Annotated in this window: 21 protein-coding genes and 1 tRNA gene; 7 read left to right on the plus strand and 15 right to left on the minus strand. The window is 57.7% G+C overall.

What is annotated here, in order from left to right:
- Positions 1-96: 96 nt before the first annotated feature.
- Positions 97-756: a heme exporter protein CcmB gene (gene ccmB, locus AC4PR2_RS12265; RefSeq protein ID WP_025303731.1), complete on the minus strand. Its 660-nt coding sequence runs from the start codon at positions 754-756 to the stop codon at positions 97-99.
- Positions 756-1,388, minus strand: a complete 633-nt coding sequence (gene ccmA / locus AC4PR2_RS12270; RefSeq protein WP_060419962.1) for a cytochrome c biogenesis heme-transporting ATPase CcmA — start codon at positions 1,386-1,388, stop codon at positions 756-758. The genes ccmB and ccmA overlap by 1 nt, the downstream gene beginning before the upstream one ends.
- Before the next feature lie 229 nt (positions 1,389-1,617).
- Here ccmA and AC4PR2_RS12275 point away from each other — a divergent pair, with 229 nt between their 5' ends.
- The gene (locus AC4PR2_RS12275) at positions 1,618-2,544 is read left to right on the plus strand and encodes a formate/nitrite transporter family protein (RefSeq protein WP_492175161.1); all 927 of its coding nucleotides are present in this window, start codon (positions 1,618-1,620) and stop codon (positions 2,542-2,544) included.
- Between the two features lie 129 nt (positions 2,545-2,673).
- A tRNA-Arg gene (locus AC4PR2_RS12280) sits at positions 2,674-2,748 on the plus strand.
- A gap of 93 nt (positions 2,749-2,841) precedes the next feature.
- Here the strand turns inward: AC4PR2_RS12280 and AC4PR2_RS12285 are convergent.
- The 4 genes from AC4PR2_RS12285 to AC4PR2_RS12300 form a co-directional block, all read right to left on the minus strand.
- A complete protein-coding gene (locus AC4PR2_RS12285; RefSeq protein WP_492175162.1) occupies positions 2,842-3,951 on the minus strand; it encodes a lactonase family protein in 1,110 nt (369 codons plus the stop codon).
- Positions 3,952-4,136: 185 nt separating this feature from the next.
- A complete protein-coding gene (locus tag AC4PR2_RS12290) occupies positions 4,137-4,937 on the minus strand; it encodes a helix-turn-helix domain-containing protein (protein ID WP_060419953.1) in 801 nt (266 codons plus the stop codon).
- Between the two features lie 694 nt (positions 4,938-5,631).
- Complete coding sequence (locus tag AC4PR2_RS12295; protein WP_043140211.1) at positions 5,632-5,853, minus strand: hypothetical protein; 222 nt, start codon at positions 5,851-5,853, stop codon at positions 5,632-5,634.
- Position 5,854: 1 nt separating this feature from the next.
- Positions 5,855-6,826: a YrzE family protein gene (locus tag AC4PR2_RS12300; RefSeq protein ID WP_038876539.1), complete on the minus strand. Its 972-nt coding sequence runs from the start codon at positions 6,824-6,826 to the stop codon at positions 5,855-5,857.
- Positions 6,827-7,055: 229 nt separating this feature from the next.
- Here AC4PR2_RS12300 and AC4PR2_RS12305 point away from each other — a divergent pair, with 229 nt between their 5' ends.
- The gene (locus AC4PR2_RS12305) at positions 7,056-8,552 is read left to right on the plus strand and encodes a PAS domain S-box protein (protein ID WP_197830403.1); all 1,497 of its coding nucleotides are present in this window, start codon (positions 7,056-7,058) and stop codon (positions 8,550-8,552) included.
- 134 nt (positions 8,553-8,686) lie between these two features.
- The gene (locus tag AC4PR2_RS12310) at positions 8,687-8,938 is read left to right on the plus strand and encodes a CsbD family protein (protein ID WP_100396445.1); all 252 of its coding nucleotides are present in this window, start codon (positions 8,687-8,689) and stop codon (positions 8,936-8,938) included.
- A gap of 93 nt (positions 8,939-9,031) precedes the next feature.
- Here AC4PR2_RS12310 and AC4PR2_RS12315 read toward each other — a convergent pair whose 3' ends face one another.
- Both AC4PR2_RS12315 and AC4PR2_RS12320 read right to left on the minus strand, forming a co-directional pair.
- A complete protein-coding gene (locus AC4PR2_RS12315; RefSeq protein ID WP_060419947.1) occupies positions 9,032-9,775 on the minus strand; it encodes an ankyrin repeat domain-containing protein in 744 nt (247 codons plus the stop codon).
- A 7-nt stretch (positions 9,776-9,782) separates the two neighbouring features.
- Complete coding sequence (locus tag AC4PR2_RS12320) at positions 9,783-11,261, minus strand: DUF8093 domain-containing protein (RefSeq protein WP_197808988.1); 1,479 nt, start codon at positions 11,259-11,261, stop codon at positions 9,783-9,785.
- Between the two features lie 384 nt (positions 11,262-11,645).
- On the opposite strand from AC4PR2_RS12320, the gene dsdC reads away from it, so the two are divergent.
- Positions 11,646-12,575 carry a DNA-binding transcriptional regulator DsdC gene (gene dsdC, locus AC4PR2_RS12325; RefSeq protein ID WP_033648097.1) on the plus strand — a complete coding sequence of 310 codons (930 nt, stop codon included), beginning with the start codon at positions 11,646-11,648 and terminating at the stop codon, positions 12,573-12,575.
- Positions 12,576-12,586: 11 nt separating this feature from the next.
- Here the strand turns inward: dsdC and AC4PR2_RS12330 are convergent, their stop codons facing one another.
- The 3 genes from AC4PR2_RS12330 to AC4PR2_RS12340 are packed head-to-tail and all read right to left on the minus strand — an operon-like array spanning position 12,587 to position 14,153.
- Positions 12,587-12,889 carry a hypothetical protein gene (locus AC4PR2_RS12330; RefSeq protein ID WP_087763433.1) on the minus strand — a complete coding sequence of 101 codons (303 nt, stop codon included), beginning with the start codon at positions 12,887-12,889 and terminating at the stop codon, positions 12,587-12,589.
- A 3-nt stretch (positions 12,890-12,892) separates the two neighbouring features.
- A complete protein-coding gene (locus AC4PR2_RS12335; protein WP_100396447.1) occupies positions 12,893-13,816 on the minus strand; it encodes a DMT family transporter in 924 nt (307 codons plus the stop codon).
- A 46-nt stretch (positions 13,817-13,862) separates the two neighbouring features.
- Positions 13,863-14,153 (minus strand): hypothetical protein, encoded by a 291-nt coding sequence (locus tag AC4PR2_RS12340; protein WP_049200124.1) that lies wholly within the window; start codon positions 14,151-14,153, stop codon positions 13,863-13,865.
- Positions 14,154-14,551: 398 nt separating this feature from the next.
- Between AC4PR2_RS12340 and AC4PR2_RS12345 the strand changes: the two genes are divergently transcribed.
- The gene (locus AC4PR2_RS12345; protein WP_038876548.1) at positions 14,552-15,703 is read left to right on the plus strand and encodes a porin; all 1,152 of its coding nucleotides are present in this window, start codon (positions 14,552-14,554) and stop codon (positions 15,701-15,703) included.
- 57 nt (positions 15,704-15,760) lie between these two features.
- On the opposite strand, the gene mltB is transcribed toward AC4PR2_RS12345, so the two are convergent.
- A complete protein-coding gene (mltB, locus tag AC4PR2_RS12350; RefSeq protein ID WP_038876549.1) occupies positions 15,761-16,849 on the minus strand; it encodes a lytic murein transglycosylase B in 1,089 nt (362 codons plus the stop codon).
- Positions 16,850-17,128: 279 nt separating this feature from the next.
- Here mltB and AC4PR2_RS12355 point away from each other — a divergent pair, with 279 nt between their 5' ends.
- On the plus strand, positions 17,129-17,584 hold the full coding sequence (locus AC4PR2_RS12355) for a DUF805 domain-containing protein (protein ID WP_443014436.1): 456 nt from the start codon (positions 17,129-17,131) through the stop codon (positions 17,582-17,584).
- Here AC4PR2_RS12355 and pgaD read toward each other — a convergent pair.
- From pgaD to pgaB, 3 genes are read right to left on the minus strand one after another with little or no spacing between them, the layout of a single operon-like run.
- Complete coding sequence (gene pgaD, locus AC4PR2_RS12360) at positions 17,581-18,021, minus strand: poly-beta-1,6-N-acetyl-D-glucosamine biosynthesis protein PgaD (protein WP_060419934.1); 441 nt, start codon at positions 18,019-18,021, stop codon at positions 17,581-17,583. The two genes, AC4PR2_RS12355 and pgaD, sit on opposite strands and share 4 nt — an antisense overlap.
- A complete protein-coding gene (pgaC, locus tag AC4PR2_RS12365) occupies positions 18,018-19,352 on the minus strand; it encodes a poly-beta-1,6-N-acetyl-D-glucosamine synthase (RefSeq protein WP_492175164.1) in 1,335 nt (444 codons plus the stop codon). Before pgaC ends, pgaD begins: the two co-directional genes overlap by 4 nt.
- Positions 19,349-21,355, minus strand: coding sequence for a poly-beta-1,6-N-acetyl-D-glucosamine N-deacetylase PgaB (gene pgaB / locus AC4PR2_RS12370; RefSeq protein ID WP_060419930.1), 2,007 nt, complete (start codon positions 21,353-21,355; stop codon positions 19,349-19,351). Before pgaB ends, pgaC begins: the two co-directional genes overlap by 4 nt.
- Between the last annotated feature and the right edge of the window lie 7 nt (positions 21,356-21,362).

Raw genomic sequence — 21,362 nt, forward strand, 5'->3', positions numbered from 1 at the left:
TTATGCGTCGGCCGCCCCGAGCGATCGAAACGGCGAAAATCTTCTGCGGGGTACGCTCTTGTCGGCCTTGCCCCGTCTGTTCATTCAATACGTTAGCTAGTGCACGCTCACTCGCAGCGCCGCCGCGGTGGCAAACGGCGCCAATGTCACGCTGCCCGCCAGCATCGCGCCGAGTATCGCCAGGTAACCGTCGATCGGCATGCCCATCGAGGCGGCGTCGATCGCGCCGGTGGCGAAGATCAGCACCGGGATATACAGCGGCAGCACCAGCAGGCTGAGCAGCACGCCCCCTTTGCGCAGGCCGACGGTCAGCCCCACGCCGATAGCGCCGATCAGGCTCAGCGTCGGCGTGCCGAGCAGCAGCGTCCCCGCCACCGCCAGCCAGGTCTGCATATCGAGCGACAGCAGCAGCGCCACCAGCGGCGACAGGATCAGCAGCGGCAATCCCGTCACGACCCAGTGAGCACACACTTTGCCCAGCACCGTCATCGGCAGCGGCGTCGGCAGCAGCAACAGCTGCTCCAGCGAGCCGTCGAGGAAGTCGTCGCGAAACAGCCGCTCCAGCGACAGCAGCGAGGCCAGCAGCGCCGCCACCCACACGATGCCCGGCGCAATGCGCGCCAGCAGCTGTGGCTCCGGGCCAATCCCCAACGGAAACAGCGTGATCACAATCAGGAAAAACCACAGCGGGTTGACGATCTCCGAGCCTTTACGGCAGGCGATCTTCAGTTCGCGGCGCACCAGGGTCAAAAACATCACAGGCTCCCCGCGTCATGTTCCGCCAAACGAACTTTACCTACCGTTTGGCTGACGCCGGCCAAATCCTGATGGGTGGTCAACAATACCATGCCGCCCCGCTGCGCATGTTGTTCAAAAAGGCTAATCAACTCGGCTACGCCCTGTTTGTCGATCGCCGTCAGCGGCTCATCGAGGATCCACAGCGGCGCCGCGCTGAGCCACAGCCGCGCCAGCGCCACGCGCCGCTGCTGCCCGGCGGACAGCTGCGCCACCGGCAGATCTTCGTAGCCCACCAGCCCCACCTGCTCCAGGGCGCGCCAGATGGCCGGATGATCGGTTGTGCCGCGCACCGCTTGATAAAACTGCAAATTTTCGAAGGGCGTCAATACGGCTTTGATGCCGGGCTGATGGCCGATAAACAGCAAATCTTGCTGGTAACCCGCACGATCGCGCAGCGTGCTGCGCCCGCGCCAGCACACCTCGCCGCCGTCCGGCCGCGCCAGACCGGCGAGAATGCGCAGCAAACTGGTTTTACCCGCGCCGTTCGGCCCTTCTACCTGAATGATATCGCCCGGCTGAACTGAAAAGCTTAGCTCGCTAAACAGGATGCGCTCATCGCGCACGCAACTCAGACTTTTGGCTTCCAGCATCGGGGAACTCATATTTTTCTTTGGGATAGCGAATCATAGCATAAGCCTTTCCCCGCACGCAGCCCGCGGCGGGCGCGCCGACGGGCCAATATGGCGAGCAGGATCAAGAATGCGTGGAAAAAATCGGCGGATTTTAACTCTTGTTACCTTTTTCTGTATTTCGCCGCATTTGGGCCAGGCAACTACGCTTAATGACGTGAACTCACCCTTAATGAGCAGGAGCGACAGCATGAGCGAGCAGCAGCGCCAAGAGCACGAGCCGGATGAGACGATGCAGGTAGAGAGCGAGGAGCAGGAACAGGGCAAGCGCGAAATCGAAGTCAGGGAAGAGAATCTGCCGTCGCGCGCGGCGGCGGTGCATGAACAGATCCGGATGGAAGGCGAAAAAGAGCTGGAGCGCGACGGGCTGGCGCTGCTGTGGTCGGCGATCGCCGCCGGGCTGTCGATGGGCGCCTCGCTGGCGGCAAAAGGCATTTTCCACGCCCGCCTGCCGGACGATCCCAGCCGCTTTTTCATCGAGAACCTCGGCTATACCTTCGGTTTCATCATTGTCATCATGGCGCGCCAGCAGTTGTTTACCGAAAACACCGTCACGGCGGTATTGCCAATCATGCATAAGCCCACGCCGCGCAACCTGCTGATCCTGCTGCGCCTGTGGGGCGTGGTGCTGCTCGGCAACCTGATCGGCACCGGGCTGGCGGCGCTGGCGTTTACCCATATGCCGCTGTTCGACGCCGAAACACGCGGCGCCTTCGTCAGCCTGGGCGAAGAGGTGATGCGCCATACGCCGGGGGAAATATTCGCCAACGGCATCCTGGCCGGCTGGATCATCGCCACCATGGTGTGGATGTTCCCGGCCGCCGGCGCGGCGAAAATCTGGGTGATCGTGCTGATGACCTACCTGGTGGCGATTTGCGATTTGACCCATATCGTGGTCGGTTCGGTCGAGATCCTGTATCTGGTGTTCAACGGCGCGATTGGCTGGCAAGCATTCATTTACCCGTTCGCTCTGCCGACGCTGGCGGGTAACATCATCGGCGGCACCTTTATCTTTGCGCTGATAAGCCACGCGCAGATCCGCAACGATTTGAGCGCCAAAAACCAGGCCGCGCGTCGGCAAGAGGAAAAGCGGCGCCACGGCGGGGAAAAACCGTGATCGCGGTCGGTTAGCCGAGGAAATTTCGGCGTGAACTGGCGAGGTATTGAGCAAACGCGCCGCTAAGCGCTTATTCTGCGGGTAAAAAAAGGTATAATGCCCCGGCAGCTTCAGTTGCCGGCCCGCAGCGTCCCCGTAGTTAAACGGATATAACAAGCCCCTCCTAAGGGCTAGTTACTGGTTCGATTCCAGTCGGGGACACCATTCTTTCTTATCACGCCATTCCCCATCATCTGCACCCGCAATTCCCCTTTTCCCCTGTTCAGGTCCGATTGTCGCCTAGCGTTATAATTGGCATCAATTAAAAAACTTAATATCCGTCGGCGTTGAAATCGCCGCCGCTTCACCTCTGGCCTGCAATTCGCCCTTCTCATCATCGAAATCGAACAGCATAACGGTGTTGGTGAACACATTCGTGACATAGAGGTAGCGGCCGCCGGCATCGAAAGCGAGCGCACGCGGCTCAATGCCGCCGGCCTCATAGCGCGTCGGCACGCCTGGCAGACCGTCCCTGCCTATTTTTAATACCAGCAGGTGGTTATCGGTGCCGCGATGGGTGGCAATAAGATATCTGCCGCTCGGGCTCAGGATAATGGCCCCACCGCTTTTCGCCTCCGCCGAATCGAGGCCGCCGTTCAGTTTCACTTTCCCTTGCCGCGTCAATCGATTGTCGTTAACGGCAAACGCCTCGATCTCGCCCGCCATTTCGGTGATGACATAGGCATAGTCGCCTGCCGGCGAGAACACCATGTGCCTTGGGCCGGCGCCGGGCGCAAAGGCGACATCGCGCGAAGCATCCGCCTGCAACGGCTGCGCGTTATCCGAACGATAGCGGTAGGCGTGCAGCTTATCGCCGCCGAGATCCGCCGCGTACAGGTATTGCCCATCGCGGCTGAAGGTGGTGGAGTGCGCATGCCCGCCTTCCTGGCGCCCCTGCACGATGCCGGAGCCGGGCGTAAACGGATAATGCTGTACGCGTTCACCCAGCCTGCCGTCGCTGCCAATCGGCAATACCGTCACCCCCGCGCCGCCTTTGGCGACGGAATAGTTGGCGACCAACAGAAACTTGCCGTCCGGGCTGAGGGTGGCATGCGTCGGCTGCCGACCCGCGCTGCTCACCGTATTCAGCACCCGCAGGCTGCCAGCCTGGTCTATCGCCAAGGCGGTCACCGTTCCCGCGTCCTCCTCATTGGTGGCATAGGCGAAGCGGCCATCGCGGGATGTGACGATCCACGACGGGCTTTTCATTTTAAGGGCATCGAGCAGCGTTAACGTGCCGTCGCCATTAACCGCCAGACGATAGAGCCCTTCACTGGGGCGCGTCGGTTTCTGCACCGTTGACGCATCCGGAATATGGGTCCAGGTGCCGACTAACGCTATTTGATGCTGTTCCCGATTATTTGCCATCGCATTTCCTGAAAACATGAAGAGCGTTAATGCCAGCGCTAATTGAATAGCCTGCCTGCCTAAACCTTTAACGTTCACTCTGCCAAAGGCAGGCAACGTTAAAGGTAGCATAAAGAGCGCGCGGCGGTGTTTATTAATCGAGCCAGAGGATTTTTCTTTACTCATGATGCCTCCTTTCCTCAACACTACGCCACAGGAATAAGTATATCGACATTGATGATCTTACTGTTTAAATGCTCGTGCCTGTATAATTCGATGAAAAAGCTCTCCCTCATTTTGACATTAATAGCCGGCAGATGGGCGTCATAGATACCCTCAAAAAAGGCAATATACTCAGGTAGCTCCCCGATAAAGGGAATGACAATATATTTCCCCATGGGTATATAGAAGTTAAATATGGAATGAAAAACCTCTTGCTCCTTGCCGTTGGCATGCGGCCGCCCCCCTTTTCTTTTTTCTACGCTATAAGCCCTCCCATTTTTACTTAGCCATTTATCATTCGTCTGGGTAATGTCACTGGCATCTCTGTACTTCCTGACGGAGTGGAAAATCAATGCCTTGTACTGCTTCAACATGTCGATGTCATCCGGCATGACCGTATGATAAAAATAGGGTTTATTGTCGCTCCCATACGGTGGGATCTGGGTGGAGAAATCCCATCCCCGGCTGTTCCTAAAGCTGTTGGGCGTTTCGCCAAAGAAACGTTTGAATGCCCGCGTGTAGCATTGCTGAGAAGCAAACCCGGATGCCAGGGCAACATCCAATATGTTACCTTGATGCTGTTTGAGCAGGACAGCGGACCGACTCAGCTTTCTATTCCTGATATAAGTCCCTAACGTAATGCCAAAATAATGTTTAAATAACCGCTGTAAATGCCATTTAGAGTAACCCGAGATAATGGAAACCTTCTCAACGGAAAGCCCCTCTATAATATTTTTCTCCATATACTCCAAGACCTGTACAAGAATATCCTTTCTATAATCCATGAGCGCTCCCTGCCTTTATAAAGATTGTGTCCTTTTTATTAAAATCGTTAACCTCTCAAATCAAGTCATTAGGATTAATCCTAAAAAAAATCACCCTGTCAATACAATTTTTACGGCATCGGAAAAGTCATCATATAAATAACTGAAAATGATCATGTTATATAAATACGCTTGCGAAAAATCCGTGAATAAAAAATGCGCCACGCAAAGTGCATCCATTAAAGATGCATTTGCCCCGCCAGGGTGAATCACACTTTATGTTAATTGTTTTATCTTAAAGTGTTTTTTTACGCTCCACGGGCATGGCCGAATAGGAATTTCATCATCACAAATTAAATCGTGTTTTATTGTTTGGCCGGTTGATAAAACTATTGAGCCGAATACGAAAAAGTATGAACGGTGGCGAAGGAAGATGCGGCGGATAAGCGCAAGATCTTAACCTCGGGCCCGATAATCACAGATCGTCATTGCAAGTTTCTTTTTTATCTTCTCCCGCACGGTGAAGAATCGACGTTTCAACAAACCCTGTTCGATGCCCTATTTTCCCTCCATGTCAATGGGAGCGCCACTGGTGCCCTGCTGAACCGCCTCCCCTTCCCTCGTAACAGTGCCGCGTCTGCTTGTGCCACGCTTTATTGACCAAGCGCAGCAAAAAGCCCGGCTAGCAAAGCCGGGCTTTTCATTCACGGGCTGCTCAATCAGCCAGGTTGTCGATCTCTGCGGACCTGTGCTTACGCAACAGATACAGCAGCAAAGACACCCGCCGCTCGGTGCGTTCCGGGGTATCCGGCGGCAGGTTGTAGCGCAGGGTATAGCGCTCGTTGTTCTCGTTGCAAAAATCGATGACGAGCACGGGCGCGGAGGCCCCGGCTACTTTTCGATAATTCAGCGAAATGCACGACAGGTTTTTTCTCATCTCAACTTACCGCGAGGGTGCGGCGAGTTGATTCGGCAATCCGCCCCACGCCGGCGCTCAGCGCGGCGCCCAACAGCAGCACCAACAGCGACCCCCATGCGGCGCGCGACAGCTGTTTAGCCGCTTCATCGGCCGCTTCACGCGCTTTCTGCTCGGCCTCAGCCTTGAGTTTCTCCACTTTCTGCACCGCCTGCTGGTAAGCCTGAGCGTAGTTATCGACGATTTGGCTCGCTTCATCACGGCTCTTGCCGGTGCGCGCCGCAACGATATTCACCAACGCATCCTTATCGGCCGCGCTCAACGTCGGCTCACCGGACTGCTTGACGCGGTCGAACCACTGCTTGAGCTCGGAGGCGGCCCGCGCCGGATCGGCCGCCGCGTCCATGGCCGATTGCTTGCCGTCGGCGGTCGCCCTATCGGCCTTCTGTTCCAACCGAGCCGGATCCAGTTCTGGCTTGCCGGTCTGCTTGAGCGTGGCGTTCAACTGGTTTTCCAGGCTTCCCCAGTCAAGGCTGATGCCCTTTTTATCCAGCTGTTGCTTGAGGCCTTCGCCCACGTTTGGCGCTGCCGCAGCCAGGCCGCTGCCCGCCAGCGAAAGCCCTTTGCCCACCGCGCTACCCGCCAGCCCCACCACGCCACTCGCCAATGAAACCACCAGCCAGGTGGTCAGCAAGGTGGTGATCGCCCAGCTCAGCAGGCCATGCAAGCCGCCGCGATTCGGTGCGGTGCGGCCGGCGACGAACGCGCCTGCGGCCAGCGAGGCCAGCGTTGAAACCAGCAGCCAGATCCCGGTGCCGGTGCCAAAGCCGCTCAGCGGGTTGCCCTTTTGCATCATATCCACGGCCTGGGCACCGACAGCCGTACCCAGCACGCTGAAGATCAGATAAGTCACCAGCGCCACGGCACTCCCGGCCAATATCGAGCCCCATGACACCTGAAACGCAAAGCGATTTGATTCATAGACAGTGGTCATCGTTGTTCCTTATATTTTCTGGACAAGTGATTGCACGCACGGCGGATAACCGCGCAGACAAATCCAGTCTGCCGCGCGGCATCGTCGGCCGTCCCGGTTCATTTGCGCCAGAATGACTAGTGCATTCACACCCTGCGAATACGCACGTTATGCACTAAGCTGCTCAGCGAGTAGCGTAACCTGCGGCCCCCGTCAGAGGCCGCTCCCCCTTCTGTCTAGCGGAGAGCACATGAACCCATCCGTCCTGGCCAGCGAAACCCACCGCGGCCACCTGCAGCAAATCATCTCCGGCTTGTCCGACGGCGTGATCCTGACGGATACCGATCAAACGCTGCTTTGGGCCAACGAAGCCGCCTTGGCCATGCATGGCGTGAGCCACCAGAAAGCCCTGGGGGCCAATGCCGACGAGTACGCGGCGCGGTTTGCCCTGCGTTATCGCAACAACCACCCGCTGGCGCTGGAACAGTACCCGCTAAACCGGGTTGCCGATGGCGAGACCTTCACCGATGTGGTAGTGGAAGTTCGGCAGGTCGACGATCCGGACAGCTTCTGGGTGCACCGCCTGCGGAGCCTGATTATCACCGATGCGCAGGGGCAGCCGGAGCTGCTGGCGCTGATCCTGAGCGACGCGACGGAGTGGGCCAGCGCCGAACAGCGCTTTGAAAAAACCTTCAACGCCAATCCAGCGCCGGCGGTCATTTGTCGGCTAAGCGACCTGCGTTACGTCAAGGTCAATCAGGGGTTCCTCGATATGACCGGTTACCAGCGTGAACAGGTCATGGGGCGTTCGGTCTATGAACTCGACGTGTTGGAACAGGCTGAACACAAAGAGCTGGCGATTCAGCGCCTGGGGGAAGGCGCAACCATTCCACAAATGGAGGCCGAGCTGAAACTGCCCGGTGGCGGAAGCAAGCTGGTGGTGGTTGCCGGCCAACCGCTGGACATCAATGAAGACGACTGCATGCTGTTCACTTTTACCGATCTCGAACCCCGGCGTCAGGCGGAATCGGCGCTGCGGGAAAGTGAAGAGCGGTTCGCCAAGGCATTTCGCCTGAGCCCGGTGCCGACGTTGTTGTGTACGGCGCACGAGCGGCGCGTGCTGGACGTCAACGAAACCTTCACCCGCACCACCGAGTACGACGCCGAAGCCTTGATCGGCAAAACGGTCGATGAGATCCAATTTATTGACGATCCCGAGGCGAACCGCCGTTTGTTTGCCGCGCTGGAAAAAAGCGGTAACGTCGAAGGACTGGACATCCGGGTACGCAAGAAAGGGAGCGAGCCGATCGACTGCGTGGCCTCGGCGGATGCCGTCAGCATTCACAATGCGCCCTGCTACCTGCTGGTGCTCATGGACATTACCGAACGCAAACGCTCGGAGCTGGAGCTGGTGAGCGCCATCGAGGAAGTGATGCAGGACGCTTCCTGGTTCAGCCAAACCTTGATTGAAAAACTGGCCAACGTGAAAAGCATCAACCGGCCCGATCAGACCGGATTTAACGCCAGCGATCTCACGCCGCGCGAGCGCGATGTGCTGGAATTGATTTGCGAGGGGCTGCCGGACAAGAAAATCGCAGCGCGCCTCAATCTGGCGCTCAACACCATTCGCAATCATGTCGCGACGGTCTATTCCAAACTGGGTGTGCATAGCCGCAGCGAAGCCATCGTCTGGGCCAGGGAGCGCGGTCTGTTTACCGGCGGGCCGGCCACCAGGAACGGCAAGTAGCCTGCAAATGCACTATCCGTACCGATGCAAACGCCCCTTATAGGCACAACGTGAAGTGCATAACATGGAGGTGCAAATGCAGGCTTTCGCCCTGTGCGGAAGCCAAACGGATCGAACCTTAGGAGCGCATCATAATGAACAGCGAAAAAGCCAATGGCATGATGGAAAAAGTGGCGGGCAAAGCGCAGGAAATGGCGGGCGACGTCACCGGGAACGAACGTTTGCAGGCCGAAGGCGTCACGCGCTATGCAGCGGGCGCGCTGCAAGAAAAATACGGCGACGCCCTGAGCTGCGCCGGCAGCATGATGAAGAAAAACCCCCTCGCCGCATTAGCCCTCATTGCCGGCGCTGGCCTGTTGGCCGGCCTGCTGCTGCGCCGCCGTTGATGCGCGCCGACCAGCACACCGTTTTTCCCTGAATGCCGCGCCCGGAGGGTCACCACCGGGCGCGGTTCTTTTCGGCGATGCAGGCCCGATTTGTTATTGAACTCTCAGCAGTTTCTTTAATTCAAGGTATCGAGTATGCAATGAATCATTACCCTCCGTTTTCTTGATTTTATCATCGAGTAAATCAACAAAGTTTTCACCAAATCTATCTTCAATAAACGGATTTGCACCATGTTTAAGCAGAAGATTCATATGGTCAATTCGCCCCAAATAAGCACACTCCACTAATGGTGTTCTCTTTAACCTATCCTGAATGTTAATGTCCGCACCATATTTTATCAGTGTCGCCATTGTCTCTGTATTACTGGATTTAATTGTCTGAAATATTATTGGTAGATCATCAAGTTTGCCTCTTGCATTAGGAGACAATCCCCCATCAAGCAATGCCTTTAACCAAATACCGTTGTCTAATTTTGCCATCCATTCAGCAGGACTGGCACCGCCATTGGGGCGAGGTTGCAGTGGATCGGCTCCGGCCTTTACCAACTCGGTCGCAATCTGCAGCCGTTCCGGCGTGGCATTGTCATGAGTCGACGTCGCCAGGGCATAAAACAATAATGTCATATCGTGTTCACCGGGGCTGTTCAGATCCGTCTCTTTCGCCAGCCGTTTGATGTTGCCGATATTCCCATCGCGGATAGCCTTAGCCAACACAAGCTGTTGACCTGTAAAGTAACCTTCTGGCGGCAAGTCCATTCCTTTCTCCTTACATCCGGTTGTAAACACCAATCCAATCGCGATGAACAGCGCTGCGAACACGTTAAAAACTTGTCTCATCGAGCTTCTATATCCTGTGACCGATTGTGGCGATATCATCGTCTTTTTCCTGTTCGATGCAGTCTATCACTTGTTGGATCCCATGTCGGTCCCCCATATTTCCCACACCGCCATCAAGCGTGTGTTTAACACCAACGGCATCCGGCAAATGTGACGATATTTTTTCCTTCGCGGCCAATAATGCAAGGTTGCCATTAACGTCGATAAAGTCTTGCCTGAGATCGACTTCCTGCAACCTCGTCAAAATTTCGCCCTTCACCCGGTAGGCGTTGATAATATCCTCACTGCCCACCAAGGAACCCCCATACTTTTCCACGGTACCCGAATTCAATCCCGCGGCATTAAATGTCCACCCAGATTTACCGCTGGTCATTGATGCCGCCGATGCCAGCCCACCGCCTAGCGAATGCCCGGAGATATCTACCCGGCCCTTTAATAAAGAGCCAATATCTACAGCTCTTTGATAGTATGCAGATTCAGCACCTCTGCCTTGGTTGAAGTTATTCGTCCAGTCTTCCAGGTTCTTTATCTCTGGCAGTTCACGATCGATAAATATCTTCTTCGCCGCATTCAGTTTACCATTAGGAAGTTCAGGCATCCTTGACCCGCGAAAAACAACTGTCGGCTTCATATCATCGCCAAACACGGCTTTATCCGGAGCATAAACCCTTGCCAAAAAACCCGGTGATATCTCATTGTCATAAAGCATTTCCCGGCGAACCCCTAAACCATCCAAAAAACCGCCGTCATTACTCACATCCCGCCATCCTTCCGGCACGCCTGGCGTAGCCGCCAACGGATTGGTCGTGTTATAGACATTCTGCGCCAGCTTGGCCTTTTCCACCGCGACGTTATTTTGCGCCAGGCGTTGCGCCGCAATCCGCGCATCCGGATAGATACTTCGCTCCCCCCGACCAATCAGATATTTTCTCGCCTGCCAACGCTCCTGTTTGCTCATTGGGCGAACGACCTCTTTGATGACGGTAAGGCTTGAGCCAACGGCGGCGGCCACCGCCTGCATCAGCGGGGGATTTTTAGCGGTGTTTTGTCTCGGGGGCAAGGAAGTTGGTTTAGGCCTGGCGGCGTATCGGCTGATCATCTCTTCATAACGTTGAATTATACGTTCAACTGGGTACTGCGGCGGTAATACAGTCCCGGGATAACGCTGCAGGCGCCCTTGCGCATTGATGAAAAACGGATATTTGACGGGGCTCCAGGCACCGATACTTGCATCGACGGCAAGCAAACTGCCGCGTTTTAGTTCGTCAAACACGCCGCGCTTCATGCCGCTATCTTCCCGGTAACTCGATACGCCAATACCGGACTGCGTATTGCGCGTGATAGTGTGCCTGCTCGATATCGACGACATGGACGAACCGCCGAACAGGTAATGTCGCTCCAGCTCATAACGCGCATCGGCGGGATTAAGGATGCGGGCGAATTTCTCCGGCGCCAACGATTCCGACATAAAATAAATCAACTGCACAATGGCCTCCCTTCGACTTGCTACTGGCTTTCCCTTCGTCTGTCAGTGAACGTCACTGGACGAGCCAGTTTTTCATCATACCTACAGCTCTACTTGACCGATACGTGCGTAAGAAATAACGGCCTTATTTTTCACCGTTTCTCCTTCTACGTCACATTTATCTTTAACAGGTTTATGTCAGACCTCGTCAATTTCTAATTTCAGTCTGCCAGCAGACAAGTCATTTACCGGTTCATGTTATCTCATCATCTTAATCCTTAAAATCTATGACGGTAATCAGTAAACAGGGTCCTGATATATAAAATGAACATATTAATCAACTTGGGTTTATCACTCATGCCATTAAGTGTTAATATTAGCGCATTACGTGCACGGAGAAATAGCATGTTCCCCAGTAAAAAACATTCACAGCGGGCCACCCCGCTGACCAGCTATCAATTTTCCCGGCTGCATACTTTCGAATGCGTCGCCCGTCATTTATCTTTTGCGCTGGCGGCGCAAGAATTGTCGATCACCCCCAGCGCCGTAAGCCACCGCATTAATCTGCTCGAAAAGGAGTTGGGCTTCCTGCTATTCCAGCGCTTTCATCGCAGAATTACCCTGACCCCGGAGGGCGAGCGCATGCAATGGGCGCTGGACAGCTCCTTCAACACGCTGAATCAGGAAATTCTGGACATCAAAAATCGCGAGCTGACGGGGACGTTGACCCTCTATTCGCACCCCTCTCTGGTGCAATGCCTGCTGCTGCCGCGCATCGGCGACTTTATCGCCCAGCACCCCACCATTCACCTCAACATTCTGACCGGGCAGGAGATCATCAACCTGGCCAACCGCGGCGTGGACTTGGCGATGTACTTCGGCAAACTGCCCTCGGGGCGGCATCTGGACGAGGCTTTTATGCAGGAATCGATGGTGCCGATCTGCACGCCGCAGTATGCCGCCGCACATAGCCTGTACGATGCGCCGGAAAACCTGGCCCACTGCACGCTGCTGCACGATCGCTACAACTCCGGCGAAGACGAGTGGCAAACCTGGTCGCAACACTTTGCGCTGGGGCTGGATACCGACAGCAAGAGCATGGAGTTCGACCGATCCGATCTCGCGGTGCTGGCCGCCACGCGGCACCTTGGCGTCGCCATGGGGCGGCTCAATCTGGTGCAGGATTGGATCAAAAGCGGCGAGCTGATCATTCCGTTCACCGACATGACCGTGCCCTGCGAGCACTGCTATTTCACCTCGACCATCTCCGAGCGGCAGTGGCCGAAAATCCTCGCGTTTAAGCAGTGGATCATGAAAATCGCCCCTCTGGTCTGATAGCCAGAGGGTTAGCGCTCTATTTTGGGGGAATAAGAAAAATGCAGCGCGCAGGCGTAGAGCCGGCCGGCCTTTGAATAAGAGATATATTTGCGGTTTTTATCCCAGGTAAGCAGGGAATTATTGGCGAAATAATAAACCTCCAATTGCATCCCATTAGCTAACCTCGACCAGCCTCGGTTTCTTATCACGGTAAAATCACCGTTATCGCTGAGCGTGATCAGCGGCACGCCCCAGGCATAGCGGGATATTTGCAGCTGGATAATGAATTGGCTTTCGCAGCTTATTTGGTAGTTCTGTACATCAACATCCATAATTTATATTTTGGGTGCCACCCTTCGGTCAAAATAAATAAGATAAGAACAACTCACCACGATTAGTCCCAGCACGATCAGCATGGCCCCCAATACAAACTCAATTTGCAACGGCTCGCCGAGAATAACGACCCCCGCCAGGATACCGAATACCGGCGTCATAAAGGTGAGAATGCCCAGTGAGGAGGCCTGATAGCGACGCAGCAGCGAAAACCAGATCAGGTAGCTGAAAAACGACACCACCACGGTCTGGAACAGCAGGCTGTACCAGGCCACCGGGCTCAGGGTGAAATGCAGGTTTCCCGTCGCCAGCGCCGGCAACGACAACAGCACACAGGCGCCCGTCAGCTGGCACAGCAGCGTCTGTTTGGCCGGGCACTCCGCCAGGCGCGTGGTGCGGATCACCAGGGTAGAGGCTCCCCAGGCGATCCCCGCCAGCAGGCCGTAGAGATCGCCTTTCAGCCGTTCGGCTCCGCCGCTTCCCTCAGCCATGCCCGATATGGCCAGCACCACGCCGCCAAAGGCGATGAGCATGCCCAGCCACTGCACCGGCGACAGGCGCTCCTGAGGAAGGAGAAAATGCAGGCCAAGGGCGGAAAACAGCGGCGCGGTGTACAAAAACACCGCCATATGCGAGGCGCTGGTGTAACGCAGCCCTGCGGAGACAAAAAAGAACTCCAGCGCGAACAATGCCCCCACGCTCAAACCGGCGCACAGCGTGGCGCGATCCCAGGTGAAGCGCTCGCCGCGGCCGCGCGCCAGCAGGTAAACCGCCAACGCGGCGAGACCCGAGCGAATGGCGATTTGCAGCACCGCCGACACATCCGGCTCGGCGGCCTTGATTGCCACCTGTTGCATTCCCCAGATGGCGCATAGCATCACCATCGCGGCGGCAGCCCTGCCGTCGATTCCGATTCTCGCATTCATAATAGGGTTCTCGCCACCGTGAGAATAATAACGGGCAACCGTCGCGTTATTCTTTATAAACCACGATTTCCTGATAAAGCTTAATAACCTCACCATCGCTATCGACAGAGTCGGTATATTCCGTTTGCTGCGCCAGATGAATCACCCTCCATCCTTTACGCGCTAATTCAGGGATCGTCAGGCGCCCCACGCCGCGGCAGGTGAACAGGGTGTCATCCGACAGCCTAAGCTTACTAACCTCTGCATAATCATACGCTTGAGAATGACAAACGTGCGACTCCGCCGCCATCGCCGGCAGTGAAAACAGCCCCACTAACAACATTAACAGGTTTCTCATGGCGACCTCCCAATCGCTTATTCATGCCGGCCGATTACGCAGACAAAGGCTGACGTTAATACACCGGTAAAAGGCTCAAATTAATTACCTCTTGCACGGATGAAATTACAGGCTGGCGCCGGTGACTGACAAATGAAAAATATAAACCTTGGCGTTAAATGAATTCATCCGAATCGAGAAACATGAACAGCGGCCCTTTGCACCGCACGGAATGGTCAAAAACCGGCCAATAATTAGCAAGAAAAGTAATTATTTATGTCCCTGTTTATGTTACAAATGCCGCCCGCCGCTAAAACACCAAAAAAAACCGTCAAAATGCGCAAAAACGCAGCGTTCTGCGCAAAACATCGGCATGGCGGCGCTGATGGGGGCGGTCATACATAAAACAGGGATAACACATGGCAATGAAATTGCGCGTATTGACTCAAGCGGTGGCGCTGGGTCTGGCGATCGGCAGCGCGTCGTTCGCCGCTCAGGCGGAAATCACCCTGCTGAAGCAGGATCCACAGGCCGGCGATCCGCTCAGCCGCCTGAACTTCACCGTTGGCGGCAGCATCCGTCCGCAGTTCAACAACATGACGGGCGACGGCGACAAAGGTTCCTACAAGCGTAACGGCTTTGACGGCGGCACCCGCTTCCGTTTCGCGGCGGACTACTACCTGTTCGACGATATCAGCTGGATCAGCTACTACGAGCTGGGCGTAAACATTCCGGCGCTGTTCGACTGGGATCATCACTATGCCGACGGCGCGAGAAACACCAGCCGCCGCATGCTGTACACCGGCCTGAAAAGCAACACCTGGGGCCAGATGACCTTCGGCCAGCAGAACAGCGTTTACTATGATGTGGTTGGCGCCAAGACCGATATCTGGGACTACGACATGTTGGCCCAGGCGCCGGGCAACGGCATCAACGGCGACTACGACGGCTCTTACCGTTCACGCAAGATGCTGAAGTACAAGAACCGCTTCGGCGATGCGGACGTTTATGCGTCGTACCTGTTCAGCGACAGCGACTACCTGCCGGGCAACGGCCTGCGCTATAAGCGCAAAGGCGGCGGCTCACTGGGCGTGGATTACCACATCACGCAGGATCTGACCTGGGGCACCGCCTGGAACTACACCCGCGCCGAAATGCGCAACCCGTCCACCAGCGGCAGCAAGAGCTACGATCAGAACATCGTCGGCACCGCCCTCAGCTGGAAACCGGACAACTGGACCCTCACCTTCGGCGGCGGTTACTACCACGACTTCCTGACCACCAAGAAAGCCGACGTCAACAATTACTTCGCCGGCGATGCGTGGGGTATCGAATACCTGGCCGGTTATACCGTGCCGGTTGGCCAGTACGCGGTGAAATCGGTGATGCCGTACTTTATGGGCGATCGCCTGGAATACGTCACCGGGCGCAACTACCAGCGCATCGACAACGGCCTCGGGGTTACCGTGCAGTTTGACTACGGCTTCCGCGTTGACGTAGAGCACGTGCTGACATCGAGCACCGACAACCTCGGCGATATGACCGTGGTGCGTCTGCGCTACGATTTCTGATTGTTCAGAACGTAAAAAAGGCCGCGCAAGCGGCCTTTTTCGTTTATGGGCGCAGCGTCAGAAACCGCCGCGCGCCGAGCGCCCTACCGCTTCGCCCAGCTGCCATACCGCCATGGCGTAATGGGTGCTGTGGTTATAGCGGGTGATGGTGTAGAAGTTCGGCAGGCCGTACCAATACTGGTAGCCGGTGCCGACGTCCAGCCGCAGCAGGCTGGCTTCCTGGTTATCCCCGAGCGATCCCTGCGGGCTCAGGCCGGCTTCCGCCAGCGCGGTGACCGAGTAGCGGGTCTTGAAGCCGTTTTCCAACCCCGGCGCCTGGCCGTTGGCCTGAATCGCTACCGGCTCGCCTTTGGACCAGCCGTGCGCCTTGAAGTAATTGGCCACGCTGCCGATGGCATCGACCGGATCCCACAGGTTGATATGGCCATCGCCGTTGAAGTCGACCGCATAGCTCTTGAAGGAAGAAGGCATGAACTGCCCATAGCCCATCGCGCCGGCGAAGGAGCCGCGCAGCTCGAGCGGATCGTCGCCTTCGGTGCGCGACATCAGCAGGAAGGTTTCCAGCTCACCGGCAAAGTAATCGGCGCGGCGCGGGTAGTCGAAGGCCAGCGTCGCCAGCGCATCGATAATGCGGGTTTTACCCATTACGCGGCCCCAGCGGGTCTCCACGCCGATAATCCCCACGATGATCTCCGGCGGCACGCCGTACACCTGCCAGGCACGCTGCAGCGCATCCTGATATTGATTCCAGAACACCACGCCGTTTTGCACGTTATCCGGCGTGATGAACTTGTTGCGGTAGCGCAGCCAGGAGCCATTCGGCCCGGTTGGCCCCTGGGTCGACGGCGTCGGCGCCTGCCTGTCCATCAGCCGCAGAACCGAATCCAGGCGCCGTGCCTGCGCCAGCACGTCGTGCAGCTGCTGCCGATCAAAGCCGTGTTCCTGCACCATCTTATCGATAAAGCGCGCGGTATTTGGGTTATTGGCGAAATCACCCCCCAGCGGCGCGCCGCTGTGCGCCGGGCTCAGCAAAAAGCCGCCCTTTACCGGGGTGCCTTGCGGCGTAGCGGTGGGACTGGGTTTCGGCGTGCTGCTACAGGCAGCAAGCAAGGTAATCAGCGGTAAAAGCGCAACCAGGTGACGCATCGGATATCCATATAACCATGCAAGAGATAAGTGGGAGTTATGTTAATGCATTGTTCGGCGCGAACAAACTGGATTATGTCGCCAATTACCGCGCCAGGTAGCCAAACGTGCCAAATTGTGACGTTTTGCACGGTGAAAGGACGCCCGGTGCGGCCGCGCGGAATCTCAACCGCGACTAAATGAGAAAAATTATCACCTTGACGCCCCCTTTTACCCCGATAAAATGCCCGGCTGCTTGCCATCCGGCTATCGCCGCAATGATCACGACAATGGACTGTAATGGAATCTCTCGGACAATTCGCCAAAGATCTTTACCGTGGGCGCATCTCGCGCAAACCCTTTGTTTTCTCGCTGGCGATCTTCGCCATTGGCATCGTGTTGCTGTCGTTTCTGTCGACCTACCTGGATAAAAACCATTTTCGCGCCCATGCGCACGGCGATACCGAGGAATTCGTCTCGGTATTGCTGTACCTGCTGTGCATTATGGTCTGGGCGCTGTTCTGTTTCGGCCTGGTGACGTGGTTTATGGCCAAAACCGCGTTTCGGCTCAACGATATCGGCCTGCCGGGTTGGGCGCTGGCCGTGGCGTGCTATGTTTGCTCGGTGCTCAACAACTACTCCCCCGGCCCGGTGGCGCGCTGGCTGCCGCTGTTCAGCCTGGCCGTCATGATCTGCGCCCTGCTGTTGCCGCCGGGCGGGCTGCGCCGCAAGCCGGACGGCAACGCTGACGACTAACGCAGCTGCACCACCTTGTTCGCTGCCGGTTCGGCCGCCGTCAGCCTGCCGCTGACCTGGCTGATGCCGCCGCCGCTGTTATGGGACACCACGGCGATCGGCAAATGCCGCAGCTGCCGGGTTAACTCCGGCGTGATATAGCCGATGTGGGTGTTCGGTTGCTGTTTCCGCCAGCGGCCGGCCGCCCTGCGGCGGGAGAAATACTGGTTGTATTTGGCCCAGGCGATCAACGTGACGGCATTGAACAACGCCACAATGATATACAGCGAGATCACCTCCAGCAGCGACAGGGCGGACCCCACCCCGTGCTGATCCATCACCGACATCAGGCCTCGGCTGAACAGATAAAGGAAGCCGCACCAGGCAAAAAGCGTCAACAGGCTGTCTACCACGCGCGGCAGCAGGCCGCGTTCGGAATAAATCAGGACGTCCGTCATTCTTTGATCCTCCCAATGCCCCGATCGGGGCTGATCCAGCGCGCACGCCCGCGCCGAGCTTTCAACATCACTTTGGAAAACGCCACCAGCGTGGTCAGCAGGCTGAGCAGCCAATACACCAGCGGATACCAGATGATCCAGAACAGCGAGCGGCCGAAGCCCTTCTCATAGCGCTTCTCCAGCAGCAGGCTGACGGTGAACTGCAGCAGGCACACCACGCCCAGCACCAGGCCGGTAAACGCCGGCGTCAGCAACGAGTGAATGCGGATGCCCTCCGGCAGCGGCACCGCCAGCCCGACCAGGAAAATCAGCACGCTGACCAGGTAAGTGAACGCCCACAACGTAGAGAGGCAATACTCGGCGAACAGCAGCCACATATGCCGGTGCTCCCAGGCCCACAGGTTGCGCAGATTCTTTAAAAACACCTCGGCGCCGCCCTGCGCCCAGCGCAGGCGCTGCTTCCACAGCCCGCGCAGGGTCTCCGGCATCAGGATCCAGCACAGCGCCCGCGGTTCGAAGAAGATAGCCCAGTGCTTGAGCTGCAGCTTCCAGCTGATGTCGATGTCTTCGGTGATCATGTCCTGGCTCCAGTAGCCGACATCGGTAAGCGCTTGCTTACGAAACGCGGCCACCACGCCTGAGATGGTGAACAGGCGGCCATAGACGCGCTGCGTGCGCTTGATAAGGCCGATGATCGACGAAAACTCACCGACCTGGATGCGGCCGATCAGCGTGGAGCGCGTGCGGATGCGCGGGTTGCCGGTCACGGCGCCGACGTGCGGATTGGCCAACAGCGGCGCCACCAAATAGGCCGCCGCATCGCGATCCAGCAGCGCATCGCCGTCGATGCACACCAGAAACTCGCTGCGCGCCGCCGCCGCGCCCGCCTGCAGCGCGATCGCTTTGCCCTGATTTTGCGCCAGATGGATCACCCGCAGGCGGGGGAACTCCAGCGTCAACTGCTCCAGCACCTCGGCGGTGTCATCGCTGGAACCGTCGTTGATGGCGATCACTTCGATATTTTCATAGCGCTGCGCCATCGCCGCCGAAATGGTTTCACGCGCGTTCAACCCTTCGTTGAAACAGGGGATCAGTACGCTGATCGACGGGTTGCCCGGCAGCACCGGCGCGGGCATGTCCGGGCTCCAGCGCCAGTGGCGCTCGCGGTGCAGCCAGAAATAGATGCCGCCGGCGATCCAGATACCGGACATGAACAACGGCCAGAAAAACACGAAGTTGAGCAGCACTTCGCCGGTAAACAACAGGACGATGCCGAAAGGCACGCTCAACACCAGACACAGAATAAATAAGGCAATTAAACGATCGGTCATGGCAGTGGGAACCAGGCTGAGGACAACACCGGGCGAACGGCATCCAGCTTAGGCCGATCGTCGAGGAAGTTGTCGGGGTAATAACCAAAGCTCTGAGCGCCATTGCGCTGCAGGCGACGCATCCATTCGGCCAGCAGTTGACCGTCATCCAGGCTGATCCGGCGCTCCTTGCGCCAGTCGACGGCCTGCAACTCAAACACCGTTTTATCGAGCGCGCCGGGGTAAGCGGCCACTTTGCCCACCAGTTGATCCAGCCAGCGGCCGCTGTCGGCGCGCGACACGTTTTCCATCAGCGGCATCGCCATCGGCGCCACCCAGTCGTAGGCCTGCAGGAAATCCGCCAGATTCTGGCCGAACCAGGCTTCGCTGGCGGGATCGAGCACCGGCATCGCATAGATGTTGCGCGCGGTTTGCACCTGCGGGCCGCGGATCGCCCGCACCCGCTCGGTCAGCGACTGGGTAAACGCGATCAGCGCCCGGCTCTTGAAGCGCGTCCAGCGCACCATCTGCTGCGGATCCTGGCGTATCGCCGCCACCGAATCGGCGAAGCCGGCCTGGCGGTAGGCCGCAACGGCGTCGGGGCCGGCGTCCTCGAAATCCGACAGCAGGGCATCGTCGTGGAACAGGATCCCTTTGAAGGTGGCGTGGGCCGCCAGATCCTCGTAGATCTCACCGATGCGCTGGCGCGCTACCGGGCTGAACGGCGACAGGCGGCGGTACTGCTTGTCGTCTACCGACAGCTGCCCGCTTTGCGGATCGAGGCGCTGTACGCGCGGCACGTCAGAGCCCAGTTCGAACGCCAGCACCGGCATCCAGGCATACACGGCCACGCCGGTGCGCGAAGAGAGCTGCCAGGAGACCCGGTTGAACAGGTCGGCCTTCATCGGCAGCCAGCGGTTGGGGAAATAGAGCTCGCGCACGTTGCCGTCGCCTTTTGGATCGGCGAACGCCTGCAGGAAAACGGTATTGATGCGCAGGTCGTAGATGCGCTGGATCAGCTTGTCGAGGTTTTTGGCCTGCTGCTGCGGATCGGGATCGTAGAGGTAGTCGAGATCGACGTGCGCCACCCGCATGATCTGCCGGTTCTGTATCTGCGTCAGCTGCTGGGCGAAGCTCGTCAGCGACGGGTTACCGGCCACCAGCATGCGCGGCACGTTTTCAGGCGCGTTGACGTCTCCCAGCCCGTTCTCCAGCGTCAGCGCCATGCGGTAACCGTGCTTGCGCGCGATGTCCAGCGCCACGCCGCCGGCCGCGCCGTACGGCCAGACCCACACGCGCGGCGCCTTACCGGTGGCGGCGGTGATGCGCTGGGTGATCAACGCCACGTCCTTCTCGATGCGTTGGCGATATTCCGCCTCGCTTTCGTAGCGGCCCTGTTTGGCGTCGTACAGCCGATTGGCGACCGCCGGTTCGGTATTGCCCTGCGGGTTGGCGATGCCGCCGTAATGCGACGCGTAGGTGTGCGCGCCGATCTCCACCAGCCCGGAGTCCGACACCTCCCGCACCTGCTGCCAGGTGAGGAAGCGATCGCGCGGCGTCATCAGGCCGCCGAAATCGACCGGCTTGCCGGCCGGCGCATCCAGCCAGACGCCGACCGGCGCCAGCACCGCCGGCCAGTTGTAGGCCTTCAGCAGCGGGAAGACCCGGCTGTAGAAGCTGCGGTAGCCGTCGTCGAAGGTCAGCAGCACCGCCTTGTTCGGCAACGCCGGGCCGCCGTTTTGCGCCTGCAGGATCTGCTCGACCGACACCGGCTGGTAGCCGTTTTGCTTCAGCCAGGCGAACTGTTCGTTGAGCGCGCTGGTACGCACCGACATGTAGCGCTGGTCCGCCGCGCCGTCTTCCACGTCGTGATACGCCAGCACCGCGTAACGGTTGGCCGGCCACGGGCGTTCCATCGGCCCCACGGGGCGCTCCGCCGGCGGCGTAAAGCGCGGCACGTCCGCCTGGCTGCAGGCGGTGGTCAGCAACGCGGCCAACACGAAAAGCGAGGATCGAATAAGCATGATTATT

Source organism: Serratia sp. A07 (assembly GCF_058725505.1).

Coding starts and splice junctions, on each gene's coding strand:
- ccmB (WP_025303731.1), bottom strand. CDS start 756: ATGTTTTTGACCCTGGTGCGCCGCGAACTGAAGATCGCCTGCCGTAAA.
- ccmA (WP_060419962.1), bottom strand. CDS start 1,388: ATGCTGGAAGCCAAAAGTCTGAGTTGCGTGCGCGATGAGCGCATCCTG.
- AC4PR2_RS12275 (WP_492175161.1), top strand. CDS start 1,618: ATGAGCGAGCAGCAGCGCCAAGAGCACGAGCCGGATGAGACGATGCAG.
- AC4PR2_RS12285 (WP_492175162.1), bottom strand. CDS start 3,951: ATGGCAAATAATCGGGAACAGCATCAAATAGCGTTAGTCGGCACCTGG.
- AC4PR2_RS12290 (WP_060419953.1), bottom strand. CDS start 4,937: ATGGATTATAGAAAGGATATTCTTGTACAGGTCTTGGAGTATATGGAG.
- AC4PR2_RS12295 (WP_043140211.1), bottom strand. CDS start 5,853: ATGAGAAAAAACCTGTCGTGCATTTCGCTGAATTATCGAAAAGTAGCC.
- AC4PR2_RS12300 (WP_038876539.1), bottom strand. CDS start 6,826: ATGACCACTGTCTATGAATCAAATCGCTTTGCGTTTCAGGTGTCATGG.
- AC4PR2_RS12305 (WP_197830403.1), top strand. CDS start 7,056: ATGAACCCATCCGTCCTGGCCAGCGAAACCCACCGCGGCCACCTGCAG.
- AC4PR2_RS12310 (WP_100396445.1), top strand. CDS start 8,687: ATGAACAGCGAAAAAGCCAATGGCATGATGGAAAAAGTGGCGGGCAAA.
- AC4PR2_RS12315 (WP_060419947.1), bottom strand. CDS start 9,775: ATGAGACAAGTTTTTAACGTGTTCGCAGCGCTGTTCATCGCGATTGGA.
- dsdC (WP_033648097.1), top strand. CDS start 11,646: ATGTTCCCCAGTAAAAAACATTCACAGCGGGCCACCCCGCTGACCAGC.
- AC4PR2_RS12330 (WP_087763433.1), bottom strand. CDS start 12,889: ATGGATGTTGATGTACAGAACTACCAAATAAGCTGCGAAAGCCAATTC.
- AC4PR2_RS12335 (WP_100396447.1), bottom strand. CDS start 13,816: ATGAATGCGAGAATCGGAATCGACGGCAGGGCTGCCGCCGCGATGGTG.
- AC4PR2_RS12340 (WP_049200124.1), bottom strand. CDS start 14,153: ATGAGAAACCTGTTAATGTTGTTAGTGGGGCTGTTTTCACTGCCGGCG.
- AC4PR2_RS12345 (WP_038876548.1), top strand. CDS start 14,552: ATGGCAATGAAATTGCGCGTATTGACTCAAGCGGTGGCGCTGGGTCTG.
- mltB (WP_038876549.1), bottom strand. CDS start 16,849: ATGCGTCACCTGGTTGCGCTTTTACCGCTGATTACCTTGCTTGCTGCC.
- AC4PR2_RS12355 (WP_443014436.1), top strand. CDS start 17,129: ATGGAATCTCTCGGACAATTCGCCAAAGATCTTTACCGTGGGCGCATC.
- pgaD (WP_060419934.1), bottom strand. CDS start 18,021: ATGACGGACGTCCTGATTTATTCCGAACGCGGCCTGCTGCCGCGCGTG.
- pgaC (WP_492175164.1), bottom strand. CDS start 19,352: ATGACCGATCGTTTAATTGCCTTATTTATTCTGTGTCTGGTGTTGAGC.
- pgaB (WP_060419930.1), bottom strand. CDS start 21,355: ATGCTTATTCGATCCTCGCTTTTCGTGTTGGCCGCGTTGCTGACCACC.